The 26,037-nt window shown below is 68.6% G+C and carries 25 protein-coding genes; 13 read left to right on the top strand and 12 right to left on the bottom strand.

The genetic code is table 11. From position 1 onward, the window contains the following. Position 1 precedes the first annotated feature (1 nt). Positions 2 to 397, top strand: coding sequence for a DUF1489 domain-containing protein (locus B2G71_RS08745; protein ID WP_098105380.1), 396 nt, complete (start codon positions 2 to 4; stop codon positions 395 to 397). A 59-nt stretch (positions 398 to 456) separates the two neighbouring features. Here the strand turns inward: B2G71_RS08745 and B2G71_RS08750 are convergent, their stop codons facing one another. Then, on the bottom strand, positions 457 to 1,002 hold the full coding sequence (locus B2G71_RS08750) for a TetR/AcrR family transcriptional regulator (RefSeq protein ID WP_098105381.1): 546 nt from the start codon (positions 1,000 to 1,002) through the stop codon (positions 457 to 459). Positions 1,003 to 1,129: 127 nt separating this feature from the next. On the opposite strand from B2G71_RS08750, the gene B2G71_RS08755 reads away from it, so the two are divergent. The 3 genes from B2G71_RS08755 (at position 1,130) to B2G71_RS08765 (ending at position 3,611) form a co-directional block, all read left to right on the top strand. Then, positions 1,130 to 2,326, top strand: coding sequence for a cytochrome P450 (locus B2G71_RS08755; RefSeq protein WP_098105382.1), 1,197 nt, complete (start codon positions 1,130 to 1,132; stop codon positions 2,324 to 2,326). 9 nt (positions 2,327 to 2,335) lie between these two features. After that, entirely contained in the window at positions 2,336 to 2,656 is a 321-nt protein-coding gene (locus B2G71_RS08760) for a 2Fe-2S iron-sulfur cluster-binding protein (protein ID WP_098105383.1), read from the top strand. A 430-nt stretch (positions 2,657 to 3,086) separates the two neighbouring features. Then, the gene (locus tag B2G71_RS08765) at positions 3,087 to 3,611 is read left to right on the top strand and encodes a septal ring lytic transglycosylase RlpA family protein (protein ID WP_240530068.1); all 525 of its coding nucleotides are present in this window, start codon (positions 3,087 to 3,089) and stop codon (positions 3,609 to 3,611) included. A gap of 858 nt (positions 3,612 to 4,469) precedes the next feature. On the opposite strand, the gene B2G71_RS08775 is transcribed toward B2G71_RS08765, so the two are convergent. Genes B2G71_RS08775 through B2G71_RS08800 form a run of 6 tightly spaced genes read right to left on the bottom strand, consistent with a single transcriptional unit; the run spans position 4,470 to position 10,435 of the window. Next, positions 4,470 to 4,853, bottom strand: coding sequence for a limonene-1,2-epoxide hydrolase family protein (locus tag B2G71_RS08775; protein WP_098105386.1), 384 nt, complete (start codon positions 4,851 to 4,853; stop codon positions 4,470 to 4,472). A 31-nt stretch (positions 4,854 to 4,884) separates the two neighbouring features. Continuing rightward, positions 4,885 to 6,498: an FAD-dependent oxidoreductase gene (locus B2G71_RS08780; protein WP_206049356.1), complete on the bottom strand. Its 1,614-nt coding sequence runs from the start codon at positions 6,496 to 6,498 to the stop codon at positions 4,885 to 4,887. Next, the gene (locus tag B2G71_RS08785) at positions 6,473 to 7,171 is read right to left on the bottom strand and encodes a DsbA family oxidoreductase (RefSeq protein WP_098105388.1); all 699 of its coding nucleotides are present in this window, start codon (positions 7,169 to 7,171) and stop codon (positions 6,473 to 6,475) included. Before B2G71_RS08785 ends, B2G71_RS08780 begins: the two co-directional genes overlap by 26 nt. Next, complete coding sequence (nudC, locus tag B2G71_RS08790) at positions 7,171 to 8,064, bottom strand: NAD(+) diphosphatase (RefSeq protein ID WP_098105389.1); 894 nt, start codon at positions 8,062 to 8,064, stop codon at positions 7,171 to 7,173. Before nudC ends, B2G71_RS08785 begins: the two co-directional genes overlap by 1 nt. Beyond that, positions 8,061 to 9,335 (bottom strand): serine hydrolase domain-containing protein, encoded by a 1,275-nt coding sequence (locus B2G71_RS08795; protein ID WP_098105390.1) that lies wholly within the window; start codon positions 9,333 to 9,335, stop codon positions 8,061 to 8,063. The genes nudC and B2G71_RS08795 overlap by 4 nt, the downstream gene beginning before the upstream one ends. 41 nt (positions 9,336 to 9,376) lie before the next feature. After that, a complete protein-coding gene (locus tag B2G71_RS08800; RefSeq protein WP_098105391.1) occupies positions 9,377 to 10,435 on the bottom strand; it encodes an A/G-specific adenine glycosylase in 1,059 nt (352 codons plus the stop codon). A 29-nt stretch (positions 10,436 to 10,464) separates the two neighbouring features. Between B2G71_RS08800 and B2G71_RS08805 the strand changes: the two genes are divergently transcribed. From B2G71_RS08805 to smc, 4 genes are all read left to right on the top strand, one after another. Continuing rightward, positions 10,465 to 11,010, top strand: a complete 546-nt coding sequence (locus B2G71_RS08805; RefSeq protein WP_098105392.1) for a DciA family protein — start codon at positions 10,465 to 10,467, stop codon at positions 11,008 to 11,010. Beyond that, positions 11,007 to 11,693: a thioredoxin domain-containing protein gene (locus B2G71_RS08810; protein WP_098105393.1), complete on the top strand. Its 687-nt coding sequence runs from the start codon at positions 11,007 to 11,009 to the stop codon at positions 11,691 to 11,693. The genes B2G71_RS08805 and B2G71_RS08810 overlap by 4 nt, the downstream gene beginning before the upstream one ends. Before the next feature lie 132 nt (positions 11,694 to 11,825). Then, on the top strand, positions 11,826 to 12,581 hold the full coding sequence (locus tag B2G71_RS08815) for a thioredoxin domain-containing protein (protein ID WP_206049357.1): 756 nt from the start codon (positions 11,826 to 11,828) through the stop codon (positions 12,579 to 12,581). 29 nt (positions 12,582 to 12,610) lie between these two features. Continuing rightward, positions 12,611 to 16,033 carry a chromosome segregation protein SMC gene (smc, locus tag B2G71_RS08820; RefSeq protein ID WP_098105394.1) on the top strand — a complete coding sequence of 1,141 codons (3,423 nt, stop codon included), beginning with the start codon at positions 12,611 to 12,613 and terminating at the stop codon, positions 16,031 to 16,033. A gap of 14 nt (positions 16,034 to 16,047) precedes the next feature. Here smc and soxR read toward each other — a convergent pair whose 3' ends face one another. Next, complete coding sequence (gene soxR / locus B2G71_RS08825; RefSeq protein ID WP_240530069.1) at positions 16,048 to 16,491, bottom strand: redox-sensitive transcriptional activator SoxR; 444 nt, start codon at positions 16,489 to 16,491, stop codon at positions 16,048 to 16,050. 126 nt (positions 16,492 to 16,617) lie between these two features. Between soxR and B2G71_RS08830 the strand changes: the two genes are divergently transcribed. Beyond that, the gene (locus B2G71_RS08830) at positions 16,618 to 16,989 is read left to right on the top strand and encodes a VOC family protein (RefSeq protein ID WP_098105396.1); all 372 of its coding nucleotides are present in this window, start codon (positions 16,618 to 16,620) and stop codon (positions 16,987 to 16,989) included. Positions 16,990 to 16,996: 7 nt separating this feature from the next. Here the strand turns inward: B2G71_RS08830 and B2G71_RS08835 are convergent, their stop codons facing one another. Continuing rightward, complete coding sequence (locus B2G71_RS08835) at positions 16,997 to 17,653, bottom strand: SOS response-associated peptidase family protein (protein WP_098105397.1); 657 nt, start codon at positions 17,651 to 17,653, stop codon at positions 16,997 to 16,999. Next, on the bottom strand, positions 17,653 to 18,582 hold the full coding sequence (ubiA, locus tag B2G71_RS08840; protein WP_098105398.1) for a 4-hydroxybenzoate octaprenyltransferase: 930 nt from the start codon (positions 18,580 to 18,582) through the stop codon (positions 17,653 to 17,655). The genes B2G71_RS08835 and ubiA overlap by 1 nt, the downstream gene beginning before the upstream one ends. Before the next feature lie 115 nt (positions 18,583 to 18,697). Here ubiA and B2G71_RS08845 point away from each other — a divergent pair, with 115 nt between their 5' ends. Genes B2G71_RS08845 through B2G71_RS08860 form a run of 4 tightly spaced genes read left to right on the top strand, consistent with a single transcriptional unit; the run spans position 18,698 to position 23,198 of the window. Continuing rightward, the gene (locus B2G71_RS08845; RefSeq protein WP_098105399.1) at positions 18,698 to 20,086 is read left to right on the top strand and encodes a M20/M25/M40 family metallo-hydrolase; all 1,389 of its coding nucleotides are present in this window, start codon (positions 18,698 to 18,700) and stop codon (positions 20,084 to 20,086) included. Between the two features lie 13 nt (positions 20,087 to 20,099). Continuing rightward, complete coding sequence (locus tag B2G71_RS08850) at positions 20,100 to 20,843, top strand: 16S rRNA (uracil(1498)-N(3))-methyltransferase (protein ID WP_098105400.1); 744 nt, start codon at positions 20,100 to 20,102, stop codon at positions 20,841 to 20,843. A gap of 54 nt (positions 20,844 to 20,897) precedes the next feature. Further along, positions 20,898 to 22,268 carry a glutamate--cysteine ligase gene (locus B2G71_RS08855; RefSeq protein ID WP_098105401.1) on the top strand — a complete coding sequence of 457 codons (1,371 nt, stop codon included), beginning with the start codon at positions 20,898 to 20,900 and terminating at the stop codon, positions 22,266 to 22,268. Between the two features lie 60 nt (positions 22,269 to 22,328). Then, entirely contained in the window at positions 22,329 to 23,198 is an 870-nt protein-coding gene (locus B2G71_RS08860; protein WP_141521532.1) for a universal stress protein, read from the top strand. A gap of 11 nt (positions 23,199 to 23,209) precedes the next feature. Here the strand turns inward: B2G71_RS08860 and B2G71_RS08865 are convergent, their stop codons facing one another. Both B2G71_RS08865 and B2G71_RS08870 read right to left on the bottom strand, forming a co-directional pair. Continuing rightward, on the bottom strand, positions 23,210 to 24,562 hold the full coding sequence (locus tag B2G71_RS08865; RefSeq protein ID WP_098105403.1) for an isoprenylcysteine carboxylmethyltransferase family protein: 1,353 nt from the start codon (positions 24,560 to 24,562) through the stop codon (positions 23,210 to 23,212). A 103-nt stretch (positions 24,563 to 24,665) separates the two neighbouring features. After that, on the bottom strand, positions 24,666 to 26,021 hold the full coding sequence (locus B2G71_RS08870) for a PQQ-like beta-propeller repeat protein (protein ID WP_098105571.1): 1,356 nt from the start codon (positions 26,019 to 26,021) through the stop codon (positions 24,666 to 24,668). Between the last annotated feature and the right edge of the window lie 16 nt (positions 26,022 to 26,037).

Here is a 26,037-nt window from a genome sequence, read left to right on the forward strand (position 1 = left end):
GATGCCGCTCCACATCACCAAGATCGCCTACCGCGCCGAAAGCCCCGCGAGCTTGCGCGCCTGGCTCGAAAGCCGGCCCGACGGCGCGCTGATGACGACCCGCTACCTGCCCAAGCGCCACGAGGAGATGCAGGGCGGCTCGCTCTACTGGATCTTCGAGCACGCGCTGATCGGCCGCTCGCCGATCATGGGCTTCGAACAGCGCGAGGACGGGCGCTGGCACATCCGGCTCGAGCCCCGGCTGATCCCGGTTCACACCATCCCGCGCCGCGCCCACCAGGGCTGGCGCTACCTCGAGGACAAGGACGCGCCCGCCGATCTCGGCGAAGGCGAGACGCAGGGCGACGTCCTGCCCCCGCGCCTGATCGGCGAGCTGGCAAAGCTGGGGCTGGTCTAGGGATCGACGCGTCCCGGGGGCCGATGCCGTCTGTCAGCGGCTGGCGGTCCGAAGCAAGCTTACCGCTCGCGCAGGAACGGCAGGATGATCAGCCGGTCGATGTAGTCGGCGAAGGCTTCGGGCGTGAAATCGGCGCCTTCTTCCAGCCACCAGGCGAGCGCGTCGATGGTCGAGCCCGCGCAGCACACCGTACCCAGGTCGATCGGCACGCGCGCTTCGGGCAGCGAATAGCGCGAGGCCCATTCGCGGGCCTGGCGGACGAATTCGGCGCGCACCGTGTCGCGCGCGCCGCCGGTGAGCAGCGTGCGCCAGAGCGCGCGGCGCGCATCGACGAACTGGCACAAGGCCCGGGTCGAACTCGCCAGGCCGTCGCTCGGCAATTGCGGATCGCCCTGCCGCATCACCGGGATCGTCATTGCCAGCAGCGCGCGGATTTCCTCGCCCGCCACTTCCTCGAGCGCGGCCCGCAGATCGGCGAAGTGCCGGAAGAACGTGGCGTAACCGACCCCGGCGCGCTGGGTGAGATCGGTGATCTGGATATCCTCGAAGCGGCGCTCCGCCAGCAGCGCGAGCATCGCCGCGAGCATCGCCTTGCGCGTCCGCAACCGGCGAGGATCCACCGCATCAACGCGGGCACTGGTCAAACTATGATCCATGATATATCAAAGATCATAGAGCAGTAATCGCGAATCGGCAATCGCCGTGACCCGTAGGGACGAGAGGATCGAAACGATGAATGCGAGCGCAGCGGGTTGTCCCGTCCATGCGGGCCGCGACGATCGGAAGACGGCGCGCGTGGCCGAGGCCAACCTCACGCCGCACAAGGGATCGCGGGTCGTCGGCGATTTCGCGGCGGCGCGGGAAATCCTGCGCTCGCCCAAGGTGCGCCAGGCCGGCGCGGGGGCCGAGCACGTCGACCTTTCGCGCCCGGGCGAGATCTCGTTCTTCTTCCTCGACGGCGAAGAACACCGCAAGCGCCGCGCCGCCGTCGCCGGGCTCTTCGCGCCCAAGACCATCGCCACCCGGCACCGCGCGGTGATGGACCGGACGATGGGGCAGATCGTCGCCAAGCTCCAGGCCAGGGGTTCGGCGCCGCTCGACGAGCTGAGCTGGCAGATGGCCGTCGATGTCGCCGCCGAGATTGTCGGACTGACCAACTCGGACAGCAACGAAGCCCTCGCCAACCGGGTCAAGGCCGTGCTCGACAGTTCGGTGAACCGCAAGCCGGGCCTGTTCAACACGATCAGGTTCGCCGCGCAGATGCTCGTGCGGGTCGACCGCTTCTGGAAGCGCGACCTGCTGCCCGCGGTCGAGGCCCGCCGCCGCGCGCCGCGCGAGGACGTGATCACCTACATGGTGCAGAACGACTATTCGAAGAAGGGCATGCTGATGGAATGCCTGAGCTACGGCGGCGCGGGCATGATGACGACGCGCGAATTCATCGTCATGTGCGCCTGGCACATGTTCGAGAAGGACGCCCTGCGCGAGCGCTTCCTGAACGGCGACGAGGCCGACCAGTTCGCCATTCTCGAAGAGATCCTGCGGCTCGAGCCCGTCGCCTCGCTGCTGCACCGCCGCGCTCAGGAGCCGGTCGAGGGCAAACAGGGCGCCCGGGTCGCGACCGACGAGGTCGTCGCCCTCAACATCCGCGAGGCCAACGTCGACGAGGCGATCACCGGCCCCTGCCCCTTCGAACTCGATCCCGACCGGGCGAAGCGGATGAAGGTGGTCGGCCCCTACATGAGCTTCGGCGACGGCCCGCATCGCTGCCCCGGCGCGCAAGTCGCGCTGCACGAGACGCGGGTGTTCCTCGATACGATGTTCCGCCTTCCCGGCATTCGCCTCGAGAGCGAGCCCGACATCATCTGGAACCCGCAGATCCAGGGCTACGAACTGCGCGGCGCGGTCGTCGCCTGCGATCCGGCCTGACGCCAGGCGATGGTCGCGATCCGATTCGTCGCCGCGGACGGCAGTGAGCAGGTCATCGACGCGGTCGAGGATGTCTCCTTGATGGAAAACGCGGCCGCCAACGGCATCGAGGCGATCCTCGCGGTTTGCGGCGGCAATGCCTATTGCGGCACTTGCCGCGTCCATGTCCCCGAAGAATGGCGCGCGGTGACGGGCGAAGTCACCGAGATCGAGGAACCGATGATCGAGGCGAGCGGCGACACCGATCCCGGCGTGCGCCTCTCGTGCCAGATCCCGGTCACCGCCCTGCTCGATGGGCTGGTGGTGCACACACCCGAGACGCAGGAGTAGGCGCTCGCGGCGGCGGCTTTGCCGATATTCCGCGCTGGGGGCGGCCATTCCGGGCACGACGACTATGCGGAGGCATTCCCCCACGCGTCATGCCAGCGAAAGCTGGCATCGCTCCCGGAGTTGCGCCACCGTGGCTCGATGGGCGGCTGGACCTGTGAGGCTCAATGTCCGCTAACCACGACTTTCCTGCCGATCGCGTCCTGAAAGTCGACATGGCTGCTTATCGCATTTTCAGCGTGAAACCCGCCTTTCCGGACACGACGGCATTTCGTTCGTTGGACAATCGAAGATAAGGCCACCCTGTAGGCCAGTTGACCGTGCCGATGGAAGATTATTCGGATCATACAAAGCGCGCACGCGTTGGATTCGTATGAGCATTCCAATCAAGACAGACTCACCGCCCTCTTCCATGCCAACTCGGCGAGAGCGATTGCGTGTCTTTCTGACGCTTAGAACCCAACGACAAATGCTTATTCTGGGGATCGTGGCACTGGCGGTAATTTCCATCATTCTCGCCGCTGCCTTGTTTCACGACCGGGAAACGCCGGAAATTGTGAAGCTCGGTAAAGGCTTGGCAAGCGTCGATGCACAACCAGTGCGCGATCTGGAGCCGCGTGCACCGGCCAATGTTCCGGAACCAGTGCCAAGCCCTTCCGAAAGCGGCATAGGCAATGGCCGCGCCAGTTTCTACGGGAACGAGCTTGCGGGCAATCGAACAGCCAGCGGAGAGATTTTCGATCCCAAGCGGCTGACCGCAGCACATCGCACACTTCCCCTCGGCAGCCGTGTGCGTGTCACGAACGCTCGTAACGGCAAGAGCGTCATCGTGCGGATCAATGATCGCGGACCCTTTCATGGCAATCGCGTAATCGATATCTCGACCGCCGCCGCGCGGACCATCGGTCTGATTCGGTCGGGCACCGGCAGGGTAAATCTCGCGCTCCTCGTAAGTTGAATTGGCGCTCAAGCGAATGACCCCATTCCACAACGTTCCCGCCGATCGCGGTCCGCGCCGGGCGTCCTGAAAGCCGACATGGCAACTTATCGCGTTTTCAGCGTGAAACCCGCCTTTCCGGACACGACGACTTTGCGGACGTTGACTTGGTGCCGAAACGATGACTTCTCCGATCAATGCGCGAAATCCAAGATGACCCAGATGAAGACGAATGGTGTGCCAAGCAACGCGTGGAAGTCGTCGGCTACCTTTCACGCCATAAGCTCGGCTCTGCGAAGGTTGGTGATTGGCCTGCATGGCACGTAGCACCTGTGGCTGCGGTGTGGGCTGTCGAGAGCCTGAAAGTCCCCGGCGCAGTGGGTTGGTGGGCAATTTCAGGCGACCTTCCCACGGATTACACAACCTGCTGCGGAGATCGCAGTCCTCGGCAAGCCATTCGAGAGTTTGGACAGAAGTGGCTCAATGCAGCCCGGCAATGGGAGAAGGGAGAACGGCTTGCTGATTGGGGCCTAGGAAGCGGAGAACTTGAAAGCGAAGTCGCACCAATGCTCATGGAGCGAGCGAAGCTCCTGCTAGCGTGGGCATCCGATGACAGCCACTGGGATTTTGCTTAGCGTCCGCTCCCCACGACATTGGAGACGTTCCGGGCTCTCAAGGCGTTTGCCGAAAGCGGACACTTGATCGATCTCATCCCAACTCCACTCAGCCTGAGCGGGCGAGGTGCTGGCCGGGCGTCCGCTCCGCACGACATTCCCGACGTTCAGCGCATCGGTTCCGAGCCCCGACAGCGGTCATGCCTTCACAATCGGATACGCCCAAACCACCCGCACGGCGCCCGAACTGGTCCCGCGTCCCTGCTCACTCCGGCGGCGCGTAGGTGCGGGTGTCGAAGTAGTCGCGCCAGGCGGTGATCCTGCCGTCCTCGACCTCGAAGATGCCCATCACATGCGGCGAGATCATCGCTTCGCCGTCCTTGCCGATGATATGGTCGATCCGTTCGGTCAGCACCTTGTTGCCGACTTCCGCGACCGCGAGGTTTTCCACCCGGATCGCCGTCATGCCCAGCGCCTCCTCGTAGCCGCGATTGAGCGCGTTGGCCTCGTCCGCGCCCACGGTCGTCGCCCAGCCGACGTTCTCCCACACCGTTTCGGGCGTGAAGTAGTCGTCGAAAGCCGCATAGAGGTCACCCGGCTTTTCCCAGCGGGCGAGGAACGCGCAGACGGTTTCGCTTGGTGACGGCATGGCTCTCTCCCTCGATCTTTCCCGGGTCAGACTATGCCGGGACGCGGGCGTCCTCCAGCACCATCTGGGCCGCTTTCTCGCCGACCATGATTGCAGGGGCATTGGTATTTGCCGCTGGCATCACCGGCATGATCGAGGCATCGGCGACGCGCAGACCGTCGATGCCGCGAACCCGCAGCCGCGGGTCGACCACCGAGCCGGCATCGCCCCCCATCCGGCACGTCGCGACGGGGTGATAGCCGATCCCGGCGCTCGCGCGGATCGCCTGCTCCCATTCGCCGTCGTGCTTGGGCAGCGGATCGGGCGCGAGCTGGCGGACGACGTGCCTAGCCATCGCGGGCATCGCGAAGATCTCGCGCACCTGCTTGGCCCCGCGCACCAGCGCGGCGATGTCGGCGTCGCTGCCGAGCAGGCGATGGTCGATGACCACCTTGTCGGTCGGGTCCGCGCTCCTGAGGCGGATCTCGCCGCGACTCTCGGGCTTGGCGACATTCGCGTAGACGACGCAGGCGGGCACGGCATGCGGCTTTCGCGTCGCCATGTCGTGCGCCATCAGCCCGAACGACAGCTTGATGTCGGGAAAGGCGAGATCCGGCCGCGAACGTACGTAGGCCATGGCCTCGACCGGAATGATCGTCATCAGCCCGCGGTTGAACAGCATGTACCGCGCCATCTCGCGCGCGAGCACGAGCGGCTTCATCATCTGGTTGTAAGTGCGCGTGTCGACCTGGAAGATCGAATGAAAGCTCGCGTGCTCCTGCAGGTTGCGGCCCACCTCGGGCATGTCGCGCACCACTTCGATGCCGAGCGCGGCAAGGTGCCCGCCGGGCCCCAACCCCGAACGCATCAGCACCGCCGGCGAATTGAGCGCGCCCGCGCTGATGATCGCCTCGCGCCGCACCCGGATGGCCGCCGCCTCGCCGTCCTTGCGGTAGGCGACCGCGGTGACGCGCCCATCCTCGATCTCGACCCGGTCGACCGTGGCGCCGGTCACGACGTCGAGATTGGGGCGCTTCATCGCCGCGTCGAGGAAGGCGCGCGCCGCGCTGGAGCGCTTGCCGCCTTCCTGCGTGCACAGCATCTCGAACACGCCGTCGACGTCGCCCGCGCAATAGTCCTCGACCTCACGCAGCCCGTACTGCTTGCAGGCCTCGACGAAGACACAGGTCAGCGCATGGCGCTGGCGCGGCGGCGAGACGCCGAGCGTGCCCATCGCAGAATGCGACTGGCTCGGCTCGCCGGTGTAGCGCTCGGACTTGCGGAAGAGCGGCAGCACGTCGTCCCAGCTCCAGCCGGTGCAGCCCAGCTCGCGCGCCCACTGGTCGTAGTCCGAACGGTCGCCGCGAATGTAGATCATGCCGTTGACCGCCGAGCCGCCGCCGAGCATCCGCCCCGCGCTCCAGAACGCCGGCCGCCCGCCCAGCGAGGGATCGGGCTCGGTCATGAAGCACCAGTCCTTCTCGGGATCGCCGAGCGATTTCATCCCGCCGGCGGGCATCCGGTTCATGAAGCCGTCCGAGCCCGGTCCCGCTTCGAGCAGGACGACGCGGATGTCCGGGTTCTCCGAAAGGCGGTTGGCAAGCACGCAGCCCGCGCTGCCGCCGCCCACGATCACATAGTCAGCCGCTGGCCCCTTGTTCGACACGCCCCAGTCTCCCCGCCACCTTGCGCAGGCTCGCGGCATAGACTTCGGGCTCCTGCGAGCCGGGAATCATGTACCGCCTTTCGACCAGCATCATCGGCACACTGGTCACGCCCATCTCCATCGCCTCGTTTTCTTCGGCCGCGACGGCGGCGACGAGGTCGCGATCTTCGAGCGCTTGTGCCGCTTCTTCTCGGGGAATTCCAGTAGATTCCGCAATTTCGAACAGCGTATCAGGATCGTGAATGTTGCGCCGCTGCTGGAAATGCGCGTCGAACAGCGCCAGCTTGAGCCGGGTCTGCGCCTCGGGTCCGCGGGTGTGATGGGCATAGGCGATCAGCACGTGCGCGCGCCGCGTGTTCCACAAGCGCCGCTCCGGCTCAGGCTGCGCGCCGAGATAGCGCATCTGGTAGCCCGCCTGGGCCGCGAGGTCCTGCATCCGCGCGGTCATCCCCGCGTCGGGTTCGCGCCCGTACTTGCGCAGCATGTGCTCGGCCATGCCCTCGCCCTCGGGCGGCATGTCGGGGTTCAGCTCGAAGGGATGCCACTGCACGGCGGCGGCGATCTCGCCCTCGAGCTCCGCGAGCCCCTTTTGCAAGTTGTAATATCCGATGACGCACCAGGGGCACATCACGTCCGACCAGATGTCGATCGACAGGCGTACGGGTTCGGTCATTATCGGTTCACCCACCATTGCAGGAGGACATGCGCGACCGCGGTCGCGGGGGGAGCGCCGAAAGCGCGGCCGGGCTCGCCGCGCGCGACCGCGTCGAGCGCATCGACGACGTCCTCGCGCGAGAACCAGCGCGCGTCGTCAAGCTCGGTCGCGTCGATGGTGATCGCCGGATCGTCGGCATGGGCGTGGCAGCCGATCATCAGCGAGGAGGGGAACGGCCAGGGCTGGCTGACGACGTAGGACACGTCGCGCACCCGCACGCCGGCCTCCTCGTGCACTTCGCGCGCGACTGCTTCCTCGATCGATTCGCCCGGCTCGACGAAACCCGCGAGCGCCGAATAGCGCCGCTCGGGAAAGCGGGGCTGGCGGCCCAGCAGGACCTGCCCTTCGTGCTCGACGAGCATGATCGTCACCGGATCGACGCGCGGGAAATGCTCGGCGGCGCAGGCCTCGCTCGTGCAGGTGCGCTGCCAGCCGCCCTTGGCGAGCGCGGTCGGCGCGCCGCAGACCGCGCAGAAGCGGTGCCGCGCGTGCCAGCCCACGAGCGCGCGCGCGCCGCCGTAGACCGCAAGCTCGCCGGCCGAGAGGATCGCCATCGCATTCCAGCTCGCGGGACCGGCGAAGTGCCCTTCGCGGCCGAGCGCGGCGGGGACTTCGGCGAAACAGCCGCGATCGCCGTCGAGCCCCAGGAACACCAGCTCGCTGTCGGGCGCGGCATCGTCGAGCGCCCCCCACACGAGCGCGCTTTCCGGGTCGATCACCGGATCGAGCCCCTCGAGCCGCAGCAGGCGCGCGCGCCAGGTCTTCAGCGCCTCGAGCGCGGCGGGGTCCGAGCGGACATGGTCCGCGCGGTCGAGCCGCGATCCGGCAAAGGCGATCGTCGGCAAGGTCATTCGGCTTTGGTCATGAGCGCCATGACATCCTTTTTCAGCGCCGCCTGGAACTCGGGCAGCAGGTCGAGGGCCTGGGGCGGCATGAACTGGGCGAAGATCTGCGAGCGCAGGCCGTGGATCATGTCGACCATGGCCACGGTGCCGGCCGCGCCCGCCCAGCCGAACACGCCCTCCTCGCTCCCCGTGAGGCCGAGCCGCCCGCCCGCGCCGAAACCGCTGTTCGGCCCGCCGAACCTATCGGGCAGGGTGACGCCTTCGGGCAAGAGATTGCTGGTGCCCATCCGCACCGCGCTTTCGGCGAGCACGCGCGTGCCGTCAATCTGGCCGTACTGGGCCAGCATGCGCAGGAAGCGGTCGTAGTCGCGCGGGCTGCTCACGAGCCCGGCGCCGCCCATCGCGAAAGGCGGCGGATCGAGGAAGATCGACTCCTCGCCCGGGTCGATCGGCACGAGCATGTCGGCGATCACCGCGTGATTGGTGGTCAGCCGCCCGGCCTCGGACCGGGGAACCTGGAACCAGGTGCTGGTCATGCCCGCCGGATCGAAGATGGTCTTCTTGAGATAATCCTCGAAACGCTCGCCCGAGGCGATCTCGATGACCCTGCCCATGAGATCGAGCCCGGCCGAATAGCTCCAGTGCGTGCCGGGATTGTAGACCAGCGGAATCCCGGCCAGCCGCTCGGCGAAGGCATCGAGGCCCTCCACCGCTTCGCCGCGGAACAGACCGGGCACGCGAATGCGGCTGATCTGGCCGGGCACCACGCCCTTGTCGCGCATCAGCTCGCGGATGGGCCCCTTCTGGATGATGACGTAGCCCAGCCCCGAGGTATGCGTCACCAGATTGCGGATCGTGATCCAGCGCGGCGCGTCGTGCAGTGCGGTGATCGAGCCGTCGTAACTGTCCTGCACCTTCATGTCGCGAAACGCGGGAAGGAAATCGTGCAGCGGCTGGTCAAGCGCCATCCTGCCGTCGGCGACGAGCTGCATCGCCGCCATGCCGGTGATCGGCTTGGTCATCGAATAGATGCGGAACAGGCTGTCGGGCCCCACCTCGTCGAAATCGGTGAAGCCCTCGGTGCCGCGCACGATCCACTGCGGCTCGCGGCCGGGCAGCGCGAGCGAGGCGACGAGCCCGGGGAATTTTTCGGGTCCCACCCACCTTTCGATGACCGCGCGAACGTTTGGCGCGAGGTCGGGCCGCGCGGCGGCATGGGCGAGGCGCGGCATGAGCGCCGCACCGAGCCCGGCCGCCACGCCGAGCCGCAGCAGCATGCGCCGGTCGATCGCGGCTTCGAGAGCATCGGTCGAGGTAATCAGGCGTCTTCTCCGGTTGCGGCGAGCGCGAGCTGCGCGGCCTTGGCGAACAGGGTGGGCAGTCCCGCCTCGTCGAGCCGCTCGAGCGGCCACCACTCGCCGTCGGTCGCGGCGAGCGTAAAGAATTCGTCGCCGAGATAAACCGCCATGTGCAACTCGAGGCCGAAGTGGGTGAACCCGTGCGCGACGCGGCCGACCGCGTCCCACGGCCCCGCGAGCGGCGGCGTCCCGGCGCCGTCGCCCCGCGCGCTCCAGCCGTCGTCGGGCAGGGCGCGCATGCCGCCGAGCATGCCCCTGGCCGGGCGCCGCACCAGCCAGACCGCATCGCCGCGCTCGATCCAGAAGGCCCGGCCCCGCCGTTGCGGCTTGGCCTTCTTCGGCGCCTTGACCGGAAGCGCCTCGGGCTCACCGGCGCGCCGCCCCTCGCAATCCCGCGCAAGCGGACAGAGCAGGCAGCGCGGCGCGCGCGCGGTGCAGACCGTGGCGCCGAGGTCCATCATCGCCTGCGCAAAGTCGCCTGCGCGCGCCTGAGGGGTGATCGCATCGGCCGCCGCGCGGATCGCGCCGCGGCCGGCGGGCAGCGGCTCGGCGATGGCGAAGAGGCGCGCGACGACCCGCTCGACATTGGCGTCGATCACCACCGCGCGCCGGTCGAACGCGATCGCGGCGACCGCGGCGGCGGTGTAGGCGCCCAGCCCCGGCAAGGCGCGCAGGCCCTCCTCGGTATCGGGAAAGCGCCCGCCCCGGCCCGCGACCTCGCGCGCGCAGGCGAGCAGGTTGCGCGCTCGGGCATAATAGCCGAGCCCCGCCCAGGCGGCCATGACCTCCTCGTCCGGAGCGGCGGCAAGATCGGCGACGGTCGGCCAGCGGCGGGTGAACGCGGCGAAGTAGCTCTTCACCGCCGCGACCGTCGTCTGCTGGAGCATGACTTCGGAAAGCCACACGCGATAGGGATCGCCCGGCGGCGCGCCGGGTGGCGAGCGCCACGGCAGCGCGCGCGCGTGACTGTCGTACCATTCGAGCAGCCGGGCGGCGACGGGCTTGGAACTGGCGTCCATGACCGCGCTATGGCATTGGCGGGCGGGCAATGAAACGGGACGAATCGAAGCGGAAGGGCAATTTGCCCGACAAGGCGTTCCGGCGGCCGCGCGGCGGCCCGGCGCGCCCGATCTCCGAACTCATGCCCGATGTCGGGCGCACCGCCTTCCGCCGCTTCGGCTTCGTCCAGTCGAGCGTGGTCTCGCGCTGGCCCGAGATCGTCGGCGCGCGCCACGCCCGCGTCTGCACGCCCGAATCGATCCGCTTTCCCCCCGGCGAAAAACGCGACGGCATTCTCCAGCTCGTGGTGCTGCCCGCCCACGCGCCGATCATCCAGCATGTCGTGCCCGAGATCATCGAGCGGGTGAACCGCTTCTTCGGCTACAACGCGGTCGCTCGAGTCAAGCTGCGGCAAGGCACGGTTAAGGCGCCGGATGCTTCAGAACCACGCGCCGCGCCGCCTTCGCTCAAACCGGTGCCCGTCGAACTGGGCGATTCGCTGCGCGACATCGGAGACCCGGAGCTGCGCGCGGTGCTCGAGTCCCTGGCTCGCAGCATGGGCCGGGCCGCGCCCGACAAGGAAGACAAGGAATGACGTTCAAGCGCCCGATCCGCCTCATCGCCCTTGCCGCCGTCGCCGCGCTGGCCGGCGCCGCCTCGCCGCCGCATCCCAACTGGACCGCGACCGTCGCCGAAAAGCCGAATGGCACGCACATGCTCGGCAATCCGGCGGCCAAGGTGAAGCTCACCGAATACGTCAGCTATACCTGTCCGCACTGCGCGCGGTTCAATCACGACGCCGACGCGGTGCTGCGCCTGACCTACGTGCCGCAGGGCAAGGTCTCGGTCACGGTGCAGCACCTGGTGCGCGATCCGATCGACCTGACCGTGGCGATGCTCACCAACTGCGGCGACGACGAGACCTTCTTCAAGAAGCACAACGCCTTCATGGCGACGCAGGACAAGTGGCTGGGCAAGCTCGGCTCGTTCACCGAGGCGCAGCGCAAGCGCTGGAACGAGGGGACCATGGCGACGCGGATGCAGGCGATCGCGAGCGACTTCGGGTTCTATCCGATGATGGAGCAATGGGGCTATGATCGCGCCGCGACCACCCGCTGCCTCGGCGACGCCGCGATGGCCAAGACGCTCGTCGACCAGACTCAGGAAGCCTCCGCGCTGGGCGTCAACGCCACCCCGAGCTTCGCGATCGACGGCGCCGTGCTGGCCGGCACGCACGACTGGACATCGCTCGAGCCCCAGATAAAGGCTCGCATCTGATCAGGAAACAGCGCCGTTGCGGTGGTTTTCCGGGGGTAACCTGTGGAGATTTACCGTTGCGCGCTGCCCTTCGCTTCCTTTCGCCGCCCCGCCTGGGCTAGCAAATCCCTCTTATCGACGAGGACCGATTCCGTGACAGCGCGCTTCCCATTCCGAAAATCGATCGCCGGGCTTGCCGCCCTCACTCTCGCGCTCGGCCTCGCCGCATGCGGCGACAAGACCGAGGAAGGCGCCACCTCGGGCGAGAAGATCGAGGTGATCGCGCCGCCCGCCGGCAAGGCGTGGACCGATATGGTCGCCAAGACCGAGGAAGGCGGCTATCGCATGGGCAACCCCGATGCGCCGATCAAGCTGGTCGAATACGGCGCGCTGAGCTGCTCGCACTGCGCCGAATTCGCCAAGGAGGCCTTCGAGCCGCTGCGCGACGACTACGTGGCGAGCGGTCGGGTGAGCTACGAGCTGCGGCTCTACATGCTCAACGTGCTCGACATCCCCGCCGCGCTGCTCGCCACATGCGGCACCGACGAGGCGGTGCTGCCGCTCAGCGAGCAGTTCTGGGGCTGGCAGGGCCAGATGTTCGACACGATCCAGGGCAACCAGGGCCAGTTGCAGGCGGCGGGCGAGCTGCCGCCGGCGCAGCGCTTCCAGGCGATCGCACAGGCCGCCGGCATGACCGACTTCTTCGCCTCGCGCGGCATCGCCAAGGATCAGGCCGCCGCCTGCCTCGCCGACGTCGACAAGGCCACCGCCTTCGCCAACCAGACCGATACGGCGCTGCAGGAGAAGAACGTCACCGGCACGCCGACCTTCTTCATCAACGGATCGAACGTGGGCACGGCAAGCTGGGACATGCTCGAACCCGAGCTGCAGAAGGCGGGCGCACGCTGATGCGCGCGCGCAGGTAAGCCCGGACTGCGATGCGGATCAGTCGGCTCAGGCTCAGCGGTTTCAAGAGCTTCGTCGAGCCTGCCGAACTGCGCATCGAGCCCGGGCTGACCGGCATCGTCGGCCCCAACGGCTGCGGCAAGTCGAACCTGCTCGAAGCGATCCGCTGGGTCATGGGCGAAAGCTCGCCCAAATCGATGCGCGGCGGCGGGATGGAGGACGTGATCTTCGCGGGCACCGCCAATCGCCCGCCGCGCGCCTTCGCCGAAGTCCTGCTCACGGGTGAAAGCGCCGATCGCGACCCGTTCGAGGTGCTGCGCCGGATCGAGCGCGGCGCGGGCTCCGCCTACCGCGTCAACGGACGCGACGTGCGCGCCAAGGACGTCGCGCTGATCTTCGCGGACGCCGCCACCGGCGCGCATTCGCCCGCGCTGGTCAGCCAGGGCAAGATCGCGGCGGTCATCGCCGCCAAGCCGGCCGAGCGGCGGCTGATGCTCGAGGAAGCAGCGGGAATCGCGGGCCTCCACGTGCGCCGCAAGGACGCCGAGCAGAAGCTGCGCGCCACCGAGACCAACCTCGCCCGGCTCGACGACATCATGGCCGGGCTCGACAAGCAGATCGGCGCGCTGCGGCGGCAGGCGCGCGCGGCCGGGCGCTACAAGGCGCTCACCGATCAGATCAGGCTTGCCGAAGCGCGGCTCGTCTATGCCCGCTGGCGCGATGCCGCCGCCGCCGCCGATGGCGCGCGCAAGGAGGCCGAGGCCGCCGAGAACCGTGTCGCCGGGGCGCAGGACGAAGCCAGGGCCGCGCAGGCTGCGCAGGCGCAGGCCGCGGCCGCGCTGGCCAAGGCGCGCGACGAAGTCGCCGACCGGCGCGACGACGCCAATGCCCATGGTCACCGCATGGCCGAACTCACGACCCGACTCGAAGCGGCGGAACAGCGGCTTGCCGACCTCGACCGGCAGCGCGCGCAGCTCGAAAGCGACCGCAACCAGGCCGACCGCATCACCAGCGATGCCGCCGAAGCCCTCGCGCGCCTCGAACACGAGCTTGCCGAGGCTCTCGCCGGGCTCGAGGCGGACGAAGCGCGGCGGCCCGAGCTTGCCGACGCGCTCGACCGGGCCGAGCGGGCCGCGCGCGCCGCCGAACTCGATCTGGCGCAGGCAACCGCCGAGCAAGCGGGGGTCGATGCCGAATGGCGCATCGCCGAAGCCGAGCGCGAGCAGGCGCGCGGCCGGCTCGAGCGAGTGCGGCGCGATGCCGAGCGCCACGCCGCGCAAGTCGCCGAACTCGATGCCGCGGACGATCCCGAAGCCGAAGTGACGCGGGCGCAGGCGCGGCGCGAGGCGGCTGCCGCGGCGCTGGCCGAAGCGCGCGCCGCGATCGAGACGATGCAGGCGCGCAAGGGCGAGCTGCAGGCGGCGCGCGACGCGGCGGCGAGCGCGCTGTCCGCCGCACGCGCCGAACTCACCGGGATCGAGCGCGAGCATGCCGCGCTGGCGCGCGACCGCGACGCTCGCGCGCGCGGCGCGAAGTCGGCGCACGGCCTGCCCGCCGCGATCGACCGGGTACGCGCCGCGCCGGGCTACGAACGCGCGCTCGCCGCCGTGCTCGGCCGCGACGCCAAGGCCCCGCTCGGCGCCAGCGAGGGGCGCGAGGGCCGGTTCTGGACGGGCGCGCAGGCCCCGCCGCGCGTGGCCGCGAGCCTTGCCGAGCACGTCCGCGAATGCCCGCCCGAACTCGCCGCGCGGCTCGCGCTGGTCCACGTCGCCGAAAACGACGACGACCGCACGCTCGCGCCGGGCGAATGGCTGGTGACGCGCGAAGGACTGCTGCGCCGCTGGGACGGCTTCGTCGCGCGCGGCGAAGGCGCGGCCGAGGCTGCGCGGCTCGAGGCCGAAAACCGGCTTGCCGAACTGGAAGAAGCGCTGCCCGCGCGCCGCGCCGCGGTGGCGGTAGCCGAGGCCGAGCAGGGCGAAGTGCAGCAGGCGCTCGCGGCGCTTCAGTCGGAGCTGGTCGCGGCGGATCGCGGCCTTGCGGCGGCGTCGGACGAAGAGCGCGCCGCGCTGCGCGCCTGCGACCAGGCCGAACTCGCGCGCGACCGCCATGCCGCGCGCCGCGCCGAGCTAGAAGCCTCGGGCAGCGAATTCGCCGAACGGCGCGAAGCCGCACAGGCCGAACTCGACGCCGCCGAGGTCAGGCGCGCCGAACTGCCCGACCCCGAGGCCGGACGCGAGGCCCTCGCCGCCGCGCGCGCGCGGCACGACAGCGCGCGCGAGCGGCTGCAGGGTGCCAGCGCCGCGCTCGCCGCGCACGACCAGGCACTCGCGGTCGCGCGGGAGCGGACGGCGGCGCAGAAGCGCGACATGAAGAGCTGGCAGGCGCGTTCGGGCGATGCCGCCAATCGCCTCGCCGAGACCGCGCAGAGGCTTGCGGCGATCGAAGAGGAACTGGGGGTAATCGCCGCCAAGCCGGATTCGCTCATCGCCGAGATCGAGGCCGGCGAAGCCGTGCGCGACCGGCTCGGCACCGAACTGGCCGCAGCCGAAAGCGCGGTGGCCGAAGCGTCCGAACAGGCCCGCCTGAGCGACGCGGCGCTGGCGCGGACGCAGGAAAATCTCGCCAGCGCCCGCGAAGCCCGCGCGCTCGCCACCGCCCGCGCGGAGAACGAGGATGCGCGCCGCGTCGAGATGGCGCAGCTTTCGGGCGAACGCTTCCAGTGCCCGCCGCCCGTGCTGCCCGAACGCTTCGCCTTCGCAAGCGCCGAGGTCGCCGCCGCGCAGGACGAATCGTCGGCCATGGACAAGCTCGTCGCCGACCGCGAGCGGATCGGGCCGGTCAATCTCGTCGCCGCCGACGAACTTGCCGAAGCCGAGGCGCAGCACGGCACGAACCTTACCGAACACGCCGAGCTGAGCGAGGCCGTGAACCGGCTACGCGGCTCGATCGGCAACCTCAACCGCGAGGGCCGCGAACGCCTGCGCGCCGCCTTCGAGGCGGTCGACGGCCACTTCCGGCGGCTGTTCACGCGGCTGTTCCAGGGCGGGCAGGCGCATCTCGCGCTGATCGACAGCGACGATCCGCTCGAAGCCGGGCTGGAAATCTTCGCCCAGCCGCCGGGCAAGCGGCTGCAGTCGCTCACCCTGCTTTCGGGCGGCGAACAGGCGCTGACCGCCGTCGCGCTGATCTTCGCGCTGTTCCTCACCAACCCCGCTCCGATCTGCGTGCTCGACGAGGTCGACGCGCCGCTCGACGATGCCAATATCGAACGCTTCTGCGACCTGCTCGACGCGATGGTCGGCGAGACCGAGACCCGCTACCTCATCGTCACCCATAACGCCGTGACCATGAGCCGCATGCACCGCCTGTTCGGTGTGACAATGGTCGAAAAGGGCGTCAGCCGCCTGGTCAGCGTTGATCTCGGCGGTGCGGAAGAGCTGCTGGCGGCGGAGTAGCCCGGGCGGGCAGGTCAGCTATCGAGAACGAACCGTGGTCCCGTGCCGGTCGCGGCGGCGCGATCGTCGCGGTTGTAGAGCTCGCACTTGGTGAGCGACAGGCACCCGCAGCCGATGCATTCGTCGAGCTTGCGGCGGGTGAGCGTGAGCAGGTTGATCTTCTCGTCGATCTGGCTGCGCATCGAGCGGCTGATCTTCTGCCAGTCGGCCAGCGTCGGAGTCCGCCCCTGCGGCAGGGCGGCAAGTTCCTGCTCGATCTCGGCCAACCCGAGCCCGAGCCGCTGCGCGATCAGGATGAAACTCACCCGGCGGATGTCCGAGCGCAGAAACCGGCGCTGGTTGCCGCTGGTGCGCAGCGCCTGAAGCAGCCCCTTGTCCTCGTAGAAGCGGATCGCCGAGACGGCGACACCGGTGCGTGCCGACAGCGTGCCGATCGTGATGAAACGGTCTTCGGGCAAGCAAATTCTCCGCATTTCGCTTGACCTAAAGTTAGCTTGAGGTCGCAGTCTGAGCAAGTCGGTGATTCGAATGACGGCGGAGATCTGCCGATCACGACGCAATAACAGACCGGAAAGGAACCGAAGATGCCCAAGGGAACGATCGAGCACACCAATATCACCGTGAGCGACCCCGACCGCTCGTCCCAGCTCCTGCAAAACCTGCTGGGCTGGCATGAACGCTGGCGCGGCCCGGCCATCAACGACGGCGAGACGATCCACGTCGGCGACGAGAACCGCTACATCGCGCTCTATACCGATCACCAGCCGCACGCGCGCTTCGCCAAGGGTGCGCCGCTCAACCACGTCGGCCTGCTTGTCGACGATCTCGACGGCGCCGAACAGATCGTCACCGAGGCCGGGCTCGAACCCTTCAACCACGGCGACTACGCCCCGGGCCGCCGGTTCTACTTCTTCGACTGGGACGGGATCGAATTCGAGGTGGTCAGCTACGAATGAGCCGCGCTCAAAGCAGCCGGGGGCTGGCATCGGCCGCGTCCCCGCCTGCCGGCTTCGCGCTCGCCGGATCGCCCGCCCAGCGCTCCTCGGTGCGCTCGACGTCGAGCGGGCGATCGCACGGGACGCATAAAGCCAGAGCCTCGTCCGCCGTTCCGTCGGTCCACAAGGACCATTGCTCACGGCCGAGGATCACGGGCATGCGATCGTGGGCCGCGACCATCTGCGTGCAGGAATCGGTCATCACCATGGTGTAGGCGTCGCCCCATTCCTCGGTCGGCCGCCAGAGTCCGGCGACGGCGAACGTCTCTTCCGCCGCGAGCGCGTACCAGGTGCGCGTCATCTGGCCGCGCTTGCCCTCGGCCTCGGCCCACCGGCTGACCGGGATGAGGCAGCGGCGCGCCTTGAAGCTCGGCAGCCAGAAGCCGGTGAGCAGCTTGTCCTCGCGCGCGTTGGTAACGGGCTTGGGCTTCAGCGGCTGTCCCTGCCTGCCCTTCAGCACCAGCGGAAAGCCCCAGGTCATCGCCCGCGCCCGGCCCTCGGCAACGACGAGGCCGGAATAGCCGGGATAGATCTCTTCCCCGAAGTTGGCGCCGCGTTCGGGCAGCACATCGAAGAGACGCGCGACCTCGTCGATACCCTTCGTCATGCGGTAGAGGTTACACACTAGGCATTGCCGACGACCCAGCAGGCCAGCGCCATCAGCACCCCGGCAAATCGGTTCGAGCGGAACCGGTCGAGCGCGCTGGCGCCGTCCGCGACATCGAGCATCACGACTTGCGCCGCGAGGTGCAGCGCCATCGGCACCAGTGCGGCGAGCGCCAGCCAGTCGCCGCGCGCGAGCCAGAACGCGAGGCCCCAAAAGGCGACGGCAGCGGTGTAGAACGCCGCGATGCCCGGCCGCACCCGCTTGCCGAGGCGCAGTGCAGACGAGCGGATGCCGACGAGCGCGTCGTCCTCGCGATCCTGCAGCGCGTAGATCGTGTCGTAGCCCACCACCCAGGCGATGCAGCCGGCGTAGAGCGCCGCCAGCGTGGCGAGGCCGTCGCCGCGCACCTCGATCCAGCCGACCAGCGCCCCCCAACTGAACACCAGTCCGAGCCAGGCCTGCGGCCACCAGGTGATGCGCTTCATGAAGGGATAGGCGGCGACCGGCAGGATCGCGCCGATCGCGACGATCTGCGCGGGCAAGCGCAATTGCAGCAGCACGACGAGGCCGACCGCGCACAGCGCCCCGAGCCAGAGCCACGCCGCCTTTGCGCTCACCGCCCCGCTCGCGACCGGACGCGCGGCGGTGCGCGCCACCTGCCGGTCGAGATCGGCGTCGACGATGTCGTTGTAGACGCAGCCGGCGCCGCGCATCGCGATGGCGCCCACCAGCAGCCAGACGATCAGCGCCCAGCGCGCTTCGCCGCCCGCGAGCAGCACGGCCCAGGCACAGGGCCAGAACAGCAGCCACCAGCCGATCGGCCGGTCGAAGCGGGCAAGCTGGGCATAGGCGCGCGGGCCGGGCGGCAACAGCGCGACGAGGCCTCGGTGCTGGCTGTCTGGCACGATCTCGCGCGCGGGGCCGGGTTCGGAAAGCGGGGCGTTCACTCATCCGGCCTAGCCGAGTTGTCCGCCGCTGTCATGCTGCGGCGACGCGCGGGCATTGCGCTTGTTGCCGCTTCGCGCAAGAAAGGCGCATCGCTCGCTCTTCCAAGGATGCTCCATGACCCTCGCGAAAGTCGTTGTCCCCGCCCTGCTGGCGTTCGCCGCCGTTCCCGCCCACGCCGCCGACGAGCCGAGCACGAAAGCGGGCAAGGATGCGCTCGCGATCCTCAAGGAGGCGGTCGAGGTGCCGACCGTCGCCGGGCGCGGCAAGGTCCCCGAACTGGCGCGGAAGCTCAAGGCGCGCTTCCTCGCCGCCGGTTATGCGGAGGACGACGTCACTTTCACGCCACTGGGCGAGACGGGCTATCTCACCGCGCGCTATCCGGGCAAGGACGGCAAGGCCAAGCCGCTGGTGATCATCGCCCATATGGACGTGGTCGAGGCCAAGCCCGATGACTGGGAGCGCGATCCCTTCACCGCGGTGATCGAGGACGGCTACCTCTTCGGTCGCGGCGCGATCGACAACAAGGGCGACCTCGCGATCGCGATGGCCGCGATGTTCGACCTCAAGCGCCAGGGCTGGGTGCCTTCGCGCGACGTGATCCTCGCCTTCTCGGGCGACGAGGAAACGCAGATGGCCACGACCAAGGCTATGGCGAAAGCGCTTTCGAATGCCGAACTGGTGCTCAACGTCGATTCGGGCGGCGGCGTGCTCACCAGCGAGGGCAAGCCGATGTTCTACGGCGTGCAGGCGGGCGAGAAGACCTATACCGACTACGTTCTGACGCTGACCGATCCGGGCGGGCACTCGAGCCGGCCGGGCAAGGTCAACATCATCGCCGAGATGGGCGCCGCGCTAGACCGGATCTGGCAGTACAAGTTCGAACCGATGCTGAGCCCGCTGACCAAGGCCTATCTCGAGGGCAGCGCGCCGCAGGCGCCCGCCGAGCTTGGCGCGGCGATGCGCGCCTTCGTCGCCGATCCGGCCGATGCCGAGGCCGCCGCCGTGCTGTCGGACGAGCCGAGCTGGATCGGCGTGATCCGCACGACCTGCATTCCGACGATGATCGACGGCGGCCATGCCCGCAACGCACAGCCGCAGTCGGTCGAGGCCAACGTCAACTGCCGCATCTTCCCCGGCCAGACCCGCGAGGGCATCGAGGCGCGGCTGCAGGAAATCGTCGCCGACGATCGTATCCAGTTCGCGTTCCGCGACAATGGCACGCTCGAATCGATCGAGACACCGCTCGATCCCAAGGTCATGGCGGCGGTGAAGACGGCGGTCGAGGAGCGTGCGCCGGGCACCGCGATCGTGCCCAACATGAGCGCGGGCGCGACCGATTCGATGCATTTCCGCGCGCAGGGCATTCCCGCCTTCGGCGTCTCGCCGGTGTTCATGCGCTCGGACGACGAATTCGCCCACGGCCTCAACGAACGCATTCCGCTCGACACGCTCGACCCGGGAGTGAAACAGATGGAAACCCTGCTCAAGACGCTCGCGAAGTAGGGCAAGGCGAGGCTTGGTCGCGACACCCGCCTGGCCGCCGCGTAGCGCCCCACGCCTGTTCGTGTCCGAGCCGCTGGTCGAAGGCGGCGAGATCGCGATCGGCGAAGGCCAGGCGCACTACCTCGCCAGGGTGATGCGCGTGGCCGAGGGCGACGCGGTGATCCTGTGCGATGACGAGACCGGCGAATGGGCCGCGCAGGTCCGTGCCGTCGCCAGGCGCGAGGTCCTGCTGGTGCTGCGCGAACGGCTGCGACCGCGCGAGCAGGTGCCCGACTTCTGGCTCTGCGCGGCGCTGCTGAAGAAGCCGAACTTCGACCTCGTGCTCGAGAAGGCGACCGAACTGGGCGTGCGGCGCATCCAGCCGCTGGTGACGCGCCGCTGCGTCGCGGACAAGCTCAACGCCGATCGCGCGCGAACGATCGTGACCGAGGCGGCCGAGCAATGCGCGCGCACCGCGCTGCCCGAACTCGCCGAACCGCTCGGGCTCGAGGCGCTACTGCGCGATTGGCCCGCTGAGCGCGCGCTATACTTCGCCGACGAGCTGGGCGGCGAGCCCGCCGTAGGCGCCTTCGCGCGGCACGCGGGGCCCGCCGCGCTGCTCGTCGGCCCCGAAGGCGGCTTCGACGAGGCCGAACGCGCCGCGGTCCGCGCCCATGATGCCGCCGTCGGCATTTCGCTCGGCCCGCGCATCCTGCGCGGCGAAACCGCCGCCATAGCCGGATGCGGCCTGTGGATGGGCACCGTCGGCGACTGGTGATCAAACCGAACAAAACGCTGGCGTAACCGGCATGGCGCTCCTAATTCGGCGCGCATGAGCACGCGCGAGGTGTCGGATCGGCTCGATCCGGAGATCGAATCGGTAACCCAGCTCGCTGAGCCCATGGCCGGCGGAGAGAAGCCGCGCGAGAAATGGAGGATCGGCACCGAGCACGAGAAGCTCGTCTACGACCGTGCCGATCACCACGCCCCCTCCTACGACGAGCCCGGCGGCATCCACGACTTGCTCATGGCGCTGACCGAGTTCGGTTGGGAACCCGTCGAGGAGGGCGGCAAGGTCATCGCGATGAGGGGCGAGGACGGCACCGTCAGCCTCGAACCGGCGGGCCAGCTCGAACTCTCGGGCGCCCCGCTCGACAACCTGCACCAGACCTGCAACGAAACCGGCCGCCATCTGGCGCAGGTCAAGGCGATCGGCGACCGCACCGGCAAGGGCTTCCTCGGGCTCGGGATGTGGCCGGACAAGACCCGCGAAGAATTGCCGGTCATGCCCAAGGGCCGCTACGCGATCATGCTGCGCCACATGCCGCGCGTCGGCACGATGGGTCTCGACATGATGCTGCGCACCTGCACGATCCAGGTGAACCTCGACTATTCGAGCGAGGCGGACATGGCGCAGAAGTTCCGCGTCAGCCTCGCCCTCCAGCCGCTCGCCACCGCGCTCTTCGCCAATTCGCCCTTCACCGAGGGCAAGCCCAACGGCTTTCTTTCCTACCGCAGCCACATCTGGTCGGACACCGATCCGCACCGCACCGGGATGTTGCCCTTCGTCTTCGACGAGGGCTTCGGCTACGAGCGCTACGTCGACTACATGCTCGACGTGCCGATGTATTTCGTGTTCCGCGAGGGCCGCTACATCGACGCGGCGGGCCAGTCGTTCCGCGACTTCATCGCGGGCAAGCTCCCCGCGCTACCGGGCGAGCGTCCGCGCATGAGCGACTGGACCGACCACCTTTCCACCGCCTTTCCCGAAGTGCGGCTGAAGTCGTTCCTCGAGATGCGCGGCGCCGACGGCGGCCCGTGGGGCCGGATCTGCGCGCTGCCCGCGCTGTGGGTGGGGCTGCTCTACGACCAGGGCGCGCTCGACGCCGCCTGGGATCTGGTGAAGGACTGGGACATGGAAGGCCGCGAGGCGCTGCGCAACGCCGTGCCGAAACTCGCGCTCGACGCGCCGGTGCCGGGCGGCGGCACGTTGCGCGACATCGCCGGCGAAGTGCTCGCCATCGCCCGCTCGGGCCTCGCCGCCCGCGACCGGACGGACGGCATGGGCAACAACGAGACGGGCTTCCTCGAACCGCTCGGCGAGATCGTGAAGAGCGGCAAGGTCCCCGCCCAGCGCCTGCTCGACAAGTTCCATGGCGAATGGGGCGGCGACATCGCGCGGGTCTACGAAGAAAGCTTCTGATCTCCGCGCCGGTCGCGCGGTCCTGGCGCCGGGCGGAGGCGGGCTGACAGGCGGTCCGCTTTGCCCCTATGCTGGCTCGCGCAAACCGAGGAGGTCACGCGAACGATGCTCGATGCCAATGCCCCGATCCTGATCGCAACCGATCTGAGCGCGCGCAGCGATCGCGCCGTCGATCGCGCCATCATGCTGGGCAGGCAGTCCGGCTGCCCCGTCAGAGTGGCGCACGTTCTCGATCCGGATGGCCACGAGACGATGGACCCGGAAGCGATCGAGGCCCGCGTCCGGCAAGTCCTTCCCGACGACGCCGGCGCGGTCGAGATCGCCCTACTGCACGGATCGCCGCCCTCGGCGCTCGCCGCCGAGGCCGAGCGGATCGGTGCACGGCTGATCGTCGCCGGCGTGGCGCGATACAATCAGGTGACCGATTATCTGCTCGGCACCGCGATCGACTATCTGCTGCGCAAGGCCTCCGTTCCCGTCCTCGTCGTCAAGCAGCGGCCGAAGGCGCCCTATCGCCGCATCCTGCTGCCGGTCGATCTGTCGGCGGCATCCAGACAGGCGCTACTGGTTGCCTGCGCGATGTTCCCGGACGCGCGGATCATCGCCGTTCATGCCTTCCACGTCGGCTACGAGGGCCTGCGGGCGCCGAGCCATACGCTGGAGGAAACGCGCAGCGAAAACGAGGCCGAGCTTACCGCCTTCCTTGCATCCCCGGAACTGGCCGAGATCAAGGGCCGCGTCGAAACGCGCGCGATGAAGGGCGGGACCGAGCAATGCGTCGCCGACGCCATCGACGAATACGGCCCTGATCTCGTCGTGCTCGGCACCCACGGTTCGGGCAGCCTTCGCCACCTGACGATCGGCAGCAAGGCCAACACCATGCTCTCCTGGATCGCCGTCGATACCATGGTTGTGCGCGCGGACGGCTGACGCGCGGGACGCTACTCGGCCGGCTGCACCTCCGGCGAGCGCGGACGCAGGCGAGTGCCGACGATCGCGAAGGCGCGGGTAATCAAGGCATTCTCCGCCATCCAGCGGTGGTATTCGCGGTACTTGGGGTCTTCGCCGAGCAGATGCGCTTCCTCGGTCTTGGCGCGCCAGTAATAGATCGTGCTGATGACCGAGAGCATCACCGTGTTGCGCACCATATCGGTGAGCGACCCGTTGGTGACGAGAAACGGCATCGACGAGCACCACCAGAACAGGTTCTTCGACAAGTAGGCCGGATGCCGCGTGTAGCGGTAGGGACCGTTGGTCAGCACGCCGCGATAGGTGAGGTTCGAAAAGCGCAGGCCGAAGGCGAAGGTCGCCCAGGCGTAGACCGCGGTGAGGCACACCAGCAGCGCCGCCCAGACCCACAGCAGCGCGGTGTGGCCCTGCAGCCAGTAGCCCCAGCCCGCGGTGTTGACTTCGTAGGCGAGCACGTCGGCACGGCCCATCGTGCCCCACACGAACGGCGGATAGCACATCAGCGCCGCGACCCAGCCGGCGAGGAAGGGATTGCCGCTGCGGATATGCGCGTCGAGCGGGCGCAGCGTGCCGAGATAGCCGACCGTGCCGATCTGCACGTCGATGACGAAGAGCCCCGCGACGAGCACGTCGGCGAGCCGCACCGGGTCCATGCCGATCGCGCCGAAATCGGCTTCGACCACTTGCGCGAAGCCGCCCGGCAGGATCGAGATCATGAAGGCGCCGAAGAACGCCTTGATCGCCCAGGCGCGCGCGTGCTTCTTGACCTGCCCGACATCCCAGGCCTCGCGCCCGATCAGCATCGCGCCGAAGTGCCAGGTGCTGTCGCGCGGCTCGATCATGTAGCGGTCGAGCCAGAGCACGTAGGGAATCGAAAGCGCGAAGACGATGGGCGCGGCGGCGCCGATCACTTCCATCGCGAACAGGTATTGCCCGTCCCAGTACCATCGACCCAGGCAGTAGAACGCACCGATGATGGCGAAGGTCGCCCACAAGCCGCCGAGCTTGGTGATCGAGACGTCGAGCGTGGCGCGCGCGGGACGGCGCAGCGACCAGTCGATCCCGGTCGAGGGGCGCAAGTGCACCTTGTCGACGAGGACCGACCACAGCACCATCGGCGCGCCGGTGAAAAGCATCGTCGCCACCGAGGCATAGGGACCGGACATGCGCGCGCGCGGACCGGGTATCGCCAGGGCGTCCGCGATCGCGGGCCAGTTGCGGCAGACCAGGACCCAGAACAGCAGCCCGGCCAGGCCGACGAGACCCACCGCGACCGAGACGTCGCTCACGGGAGGCGCGGCGGTTTCGTGCTTGGCTTGGCTCATGATGCCCTCGCCTAGCGCGAAAAGGTTAAGCCGCGTCAAACATGTCCGGCCTGTCCCGGCGCGGGGCGGCGGGACAGGATCGGGTTAACGCGGGCGGGCCGGCTCAGCGGTAGGCGCTGATCCTGCCGCCGTCGTCGAGGATGTAGAGCGTCTCGTTGGCGACCACCGGCGCGAGCGAAACGGGGTCGTTAAGCTCGGTGAAGTTGGTCATGGTGCCGTTGGCGGGATCGGCCGAGGCGACCAGCCCCTGCGAATTCGCCACCCACAGGCGTCCGCCCGCGAGCACCGGCCCGACCCAGAAGATCCGGTCCTTCTTCTTCTTCGGCTTGCGGTACTCGGCCAACTCGTTGAGCCAGCGCACCTTGCCGCTGCCGCGCTGGATCGCGAGGAACTGGGCATGATCGGTCAGCGTGAACACCCAGTCGCCCGCCACGATCGGCGTCGAGATGCCCGCGAGGTTGAGTTCCCAGATACGCTGACCGGACACGAGTTCGTAAGCCGCCATGCGGCCGCCCTGGCCGAGCGCGTAGACCCGGCCGCGATCGATGATCGGGTCGGCATCGACGTCGGACAGGCTGCCGACCTCGGTCGAGATCGAGGTGCGCGCGAGTGCGTCGGACCAGAGTTGGCGGCCGTTCTCATAGCGATAGGCGACCAGTTCGCCCGAGGAATAGCCCGCGATCACGGTGCCCTGCCCCGCAGCCGGAGCGGCAACGCCGAACACGCCCGCCTGCTCCATCGAGGCCGATTCGGTCCACAGCGCCGAGCCGTCGGCCGCGTTGAGCGCGAAGATCTGGTTATCTTGGCTCATGACGTAGACCGAGTTGAAGGCGACCGTCGGCGAGCCGCGCAGCGGGCCCGAGGGCTTGACCTTCCAGATCTCGCTACCGTCGCTCGCCTCGAGCGCGGCGACCTGGCCGATCCCGTTGGTCACGTAGACCCGGCCGTTGTCGTAGCTGGCGCCGCCGCCGAACACCGAACTCGAACCATCGCCCGACACGCCCATGTCCTTCGACCAGAGCCTGGCACCGGTGCCGGCGTCGAAAGCGGTAACCATGCCCGCGGTGTCCATGACGAAGAGCTTGCCCTCGCCCACGACGGGCGAGGCGGCAAGCCGCCGCTTGTTGGACGAGCCTTCGACCTGGGCCGTCCAGATCCGCGTCGGCGAAGCGGACAGCGCGAGGTGGCCATAGCTCTTGCCGGCGTTGCCGCCCGCCTGGGCCCATTCCTCGTTGACGGTCGGCGGCGGCAGGATGACCGAGACGCCTTCGAGCATCGGATCGACCTGCGCGCCCGATTCGATCCGCGACAGGATCGGAATGCGCTCACCCACGGTCGGCGTCTTGGGGCCGTCCTTGCCGCCGAAGATCTTGCAGCCGGGCAAGGCCAGCACCATCGCCAGCACGAACAGCGTGGCTGCCCGGCGCGACGGAGCCTGGATCGTTTTACGGGAATTCATTCGGCTTGTATCCTCA

It is taken from the genome of Novosphingobium sp. PC22D, from assembly GCF_002556635.1.
GTDB lineage: Bacteria > Pseudomonadota > Alphaproteobacteria > Sphingomonadales > Sphingomonadaceae > Novosphingobium.

What these genes read in the sequence shown, in the direction of transcription:
- B2G71_RS08745 (WP_098105380.1), top strand. Translation starts at nt 2, where the DNA reads ATGCCGCTCCACATCACCAAGATCGCCTACCGCGCCGAAAGCCCCGCG.
- B2G71_RS08755 (WP_098105382.1), top strand. Translation starts at nt 1,130, where the DNA reads ATGAATGCGAGCGCAGCGGGTTGTCCCGTCCATGCGGGCCGCGACGAT.
- B2G71_RS08760 (WP_098105383.1), top strand. Translation starts at nt 2,336, where the DNA reads ATGGTCGCGATCCGATTCGTCGCCGCGGACGGCAGTGAGCAGGTCATC.
- B2G71_RS08775 (WP_098105386.1), bottom strand. Translation starts at nt 4,853, where the DNA reads ATGCCGTCACCAAGCGAAACCGTCTGCGCGTTCCTCGCCCGCTGGGAA.
- B2G71_RS08785 (WP_098105388.1), bottom strand. Translation starts at nt 7,171, where the DNA reads ATGACCGAACCCGTACGCCTGTCGATCGACATCTGGTCGGACGTGATG.
- nudC (WP_098105389.1), bottom strand. Translation starts at nt 8,064, where the DNA reads ATGACCTTGCCGACGATCGCCTTTGCCGGATCGCGGCTCGACCGCGCG.
- B2G71_RS08795 (WP_098105390.1), bottom strand. Translation starts at nt 9,335, where the DNA reads ATGCTGCTGCGGCTCGGCGTGGCGGCCGGGCTCGGTGCGGCGCTCATG.
- B2G71_RS08800 (WP_098105391.1), bottom strand. Translation starts at nt 10,435, where the DNA reads ATGGACGCCAGTTCCAAGCCCGTCGCCGCCCGGCTGCTCGAATGGTAC.
- B2G71_RS08805 (WP_098105392.1), top strand. Translation starts at nt 10,465, where the DNA reads ATGAAACGGGACGAATCGAAGCGGAAGGGCAATTTGCCCGACAAGGCG.
- B2G71_RS08810 (WP_098105393.1), top strand. Translation starts at nt 11,007, where the DNA reads ATGACGTTCAAGCGCCCGATCCGCCTCATCGCCCTTGCCGCCGTCGCC.
- smc (WP_098105394.1), top strand. Translation starts at nt 12,611, where the DNA reads ATGCGGATCAGTCGGCTCAGGCTCAGCGGTTTCAAGAGCTTCGTCGAG.
- B2G71_RS08830 (WP_098105396.1), top strand. Translation starts at nt 16,618, where the DNA reads ATGCCCAAGGGAACGATCGAGCACACCAATATCACCGTGAGCGACCCC.
- B2G71_RS08845 (WP_098105399.1), top strand. Translation starts at nt 18,698, where the DNA reads ATGACCCTCGCGAAAGTCGTTGTCCCCGCCCTGCTGGCGTTCGCCGCC.
- B2G71_RS08855 (WP_098105401.1), top strand. Translation starts at nt 20,898, where the DNA reads ATGAGCACGCGCGAGGTGTCGGATCGGCTCGATCCGGAGATCGAATCG.
- B2G71_RS08865 (WP_098105403.1), bottom strand. Translation starts at nt 24,562, where the DNA reads ATGAGCCAAGCCAAGCACGAAACCGCCGCGCCTCCCGTGAGCGACGTC.
- B2G71_RS08870 (WP_098105571.1), bottom strand. Translation starts at nt 26,021, where the DNA reads ATGAATTCCCGTAAAACGATCCAGGCTCCGTCGCGCCGGGCAGCCACG.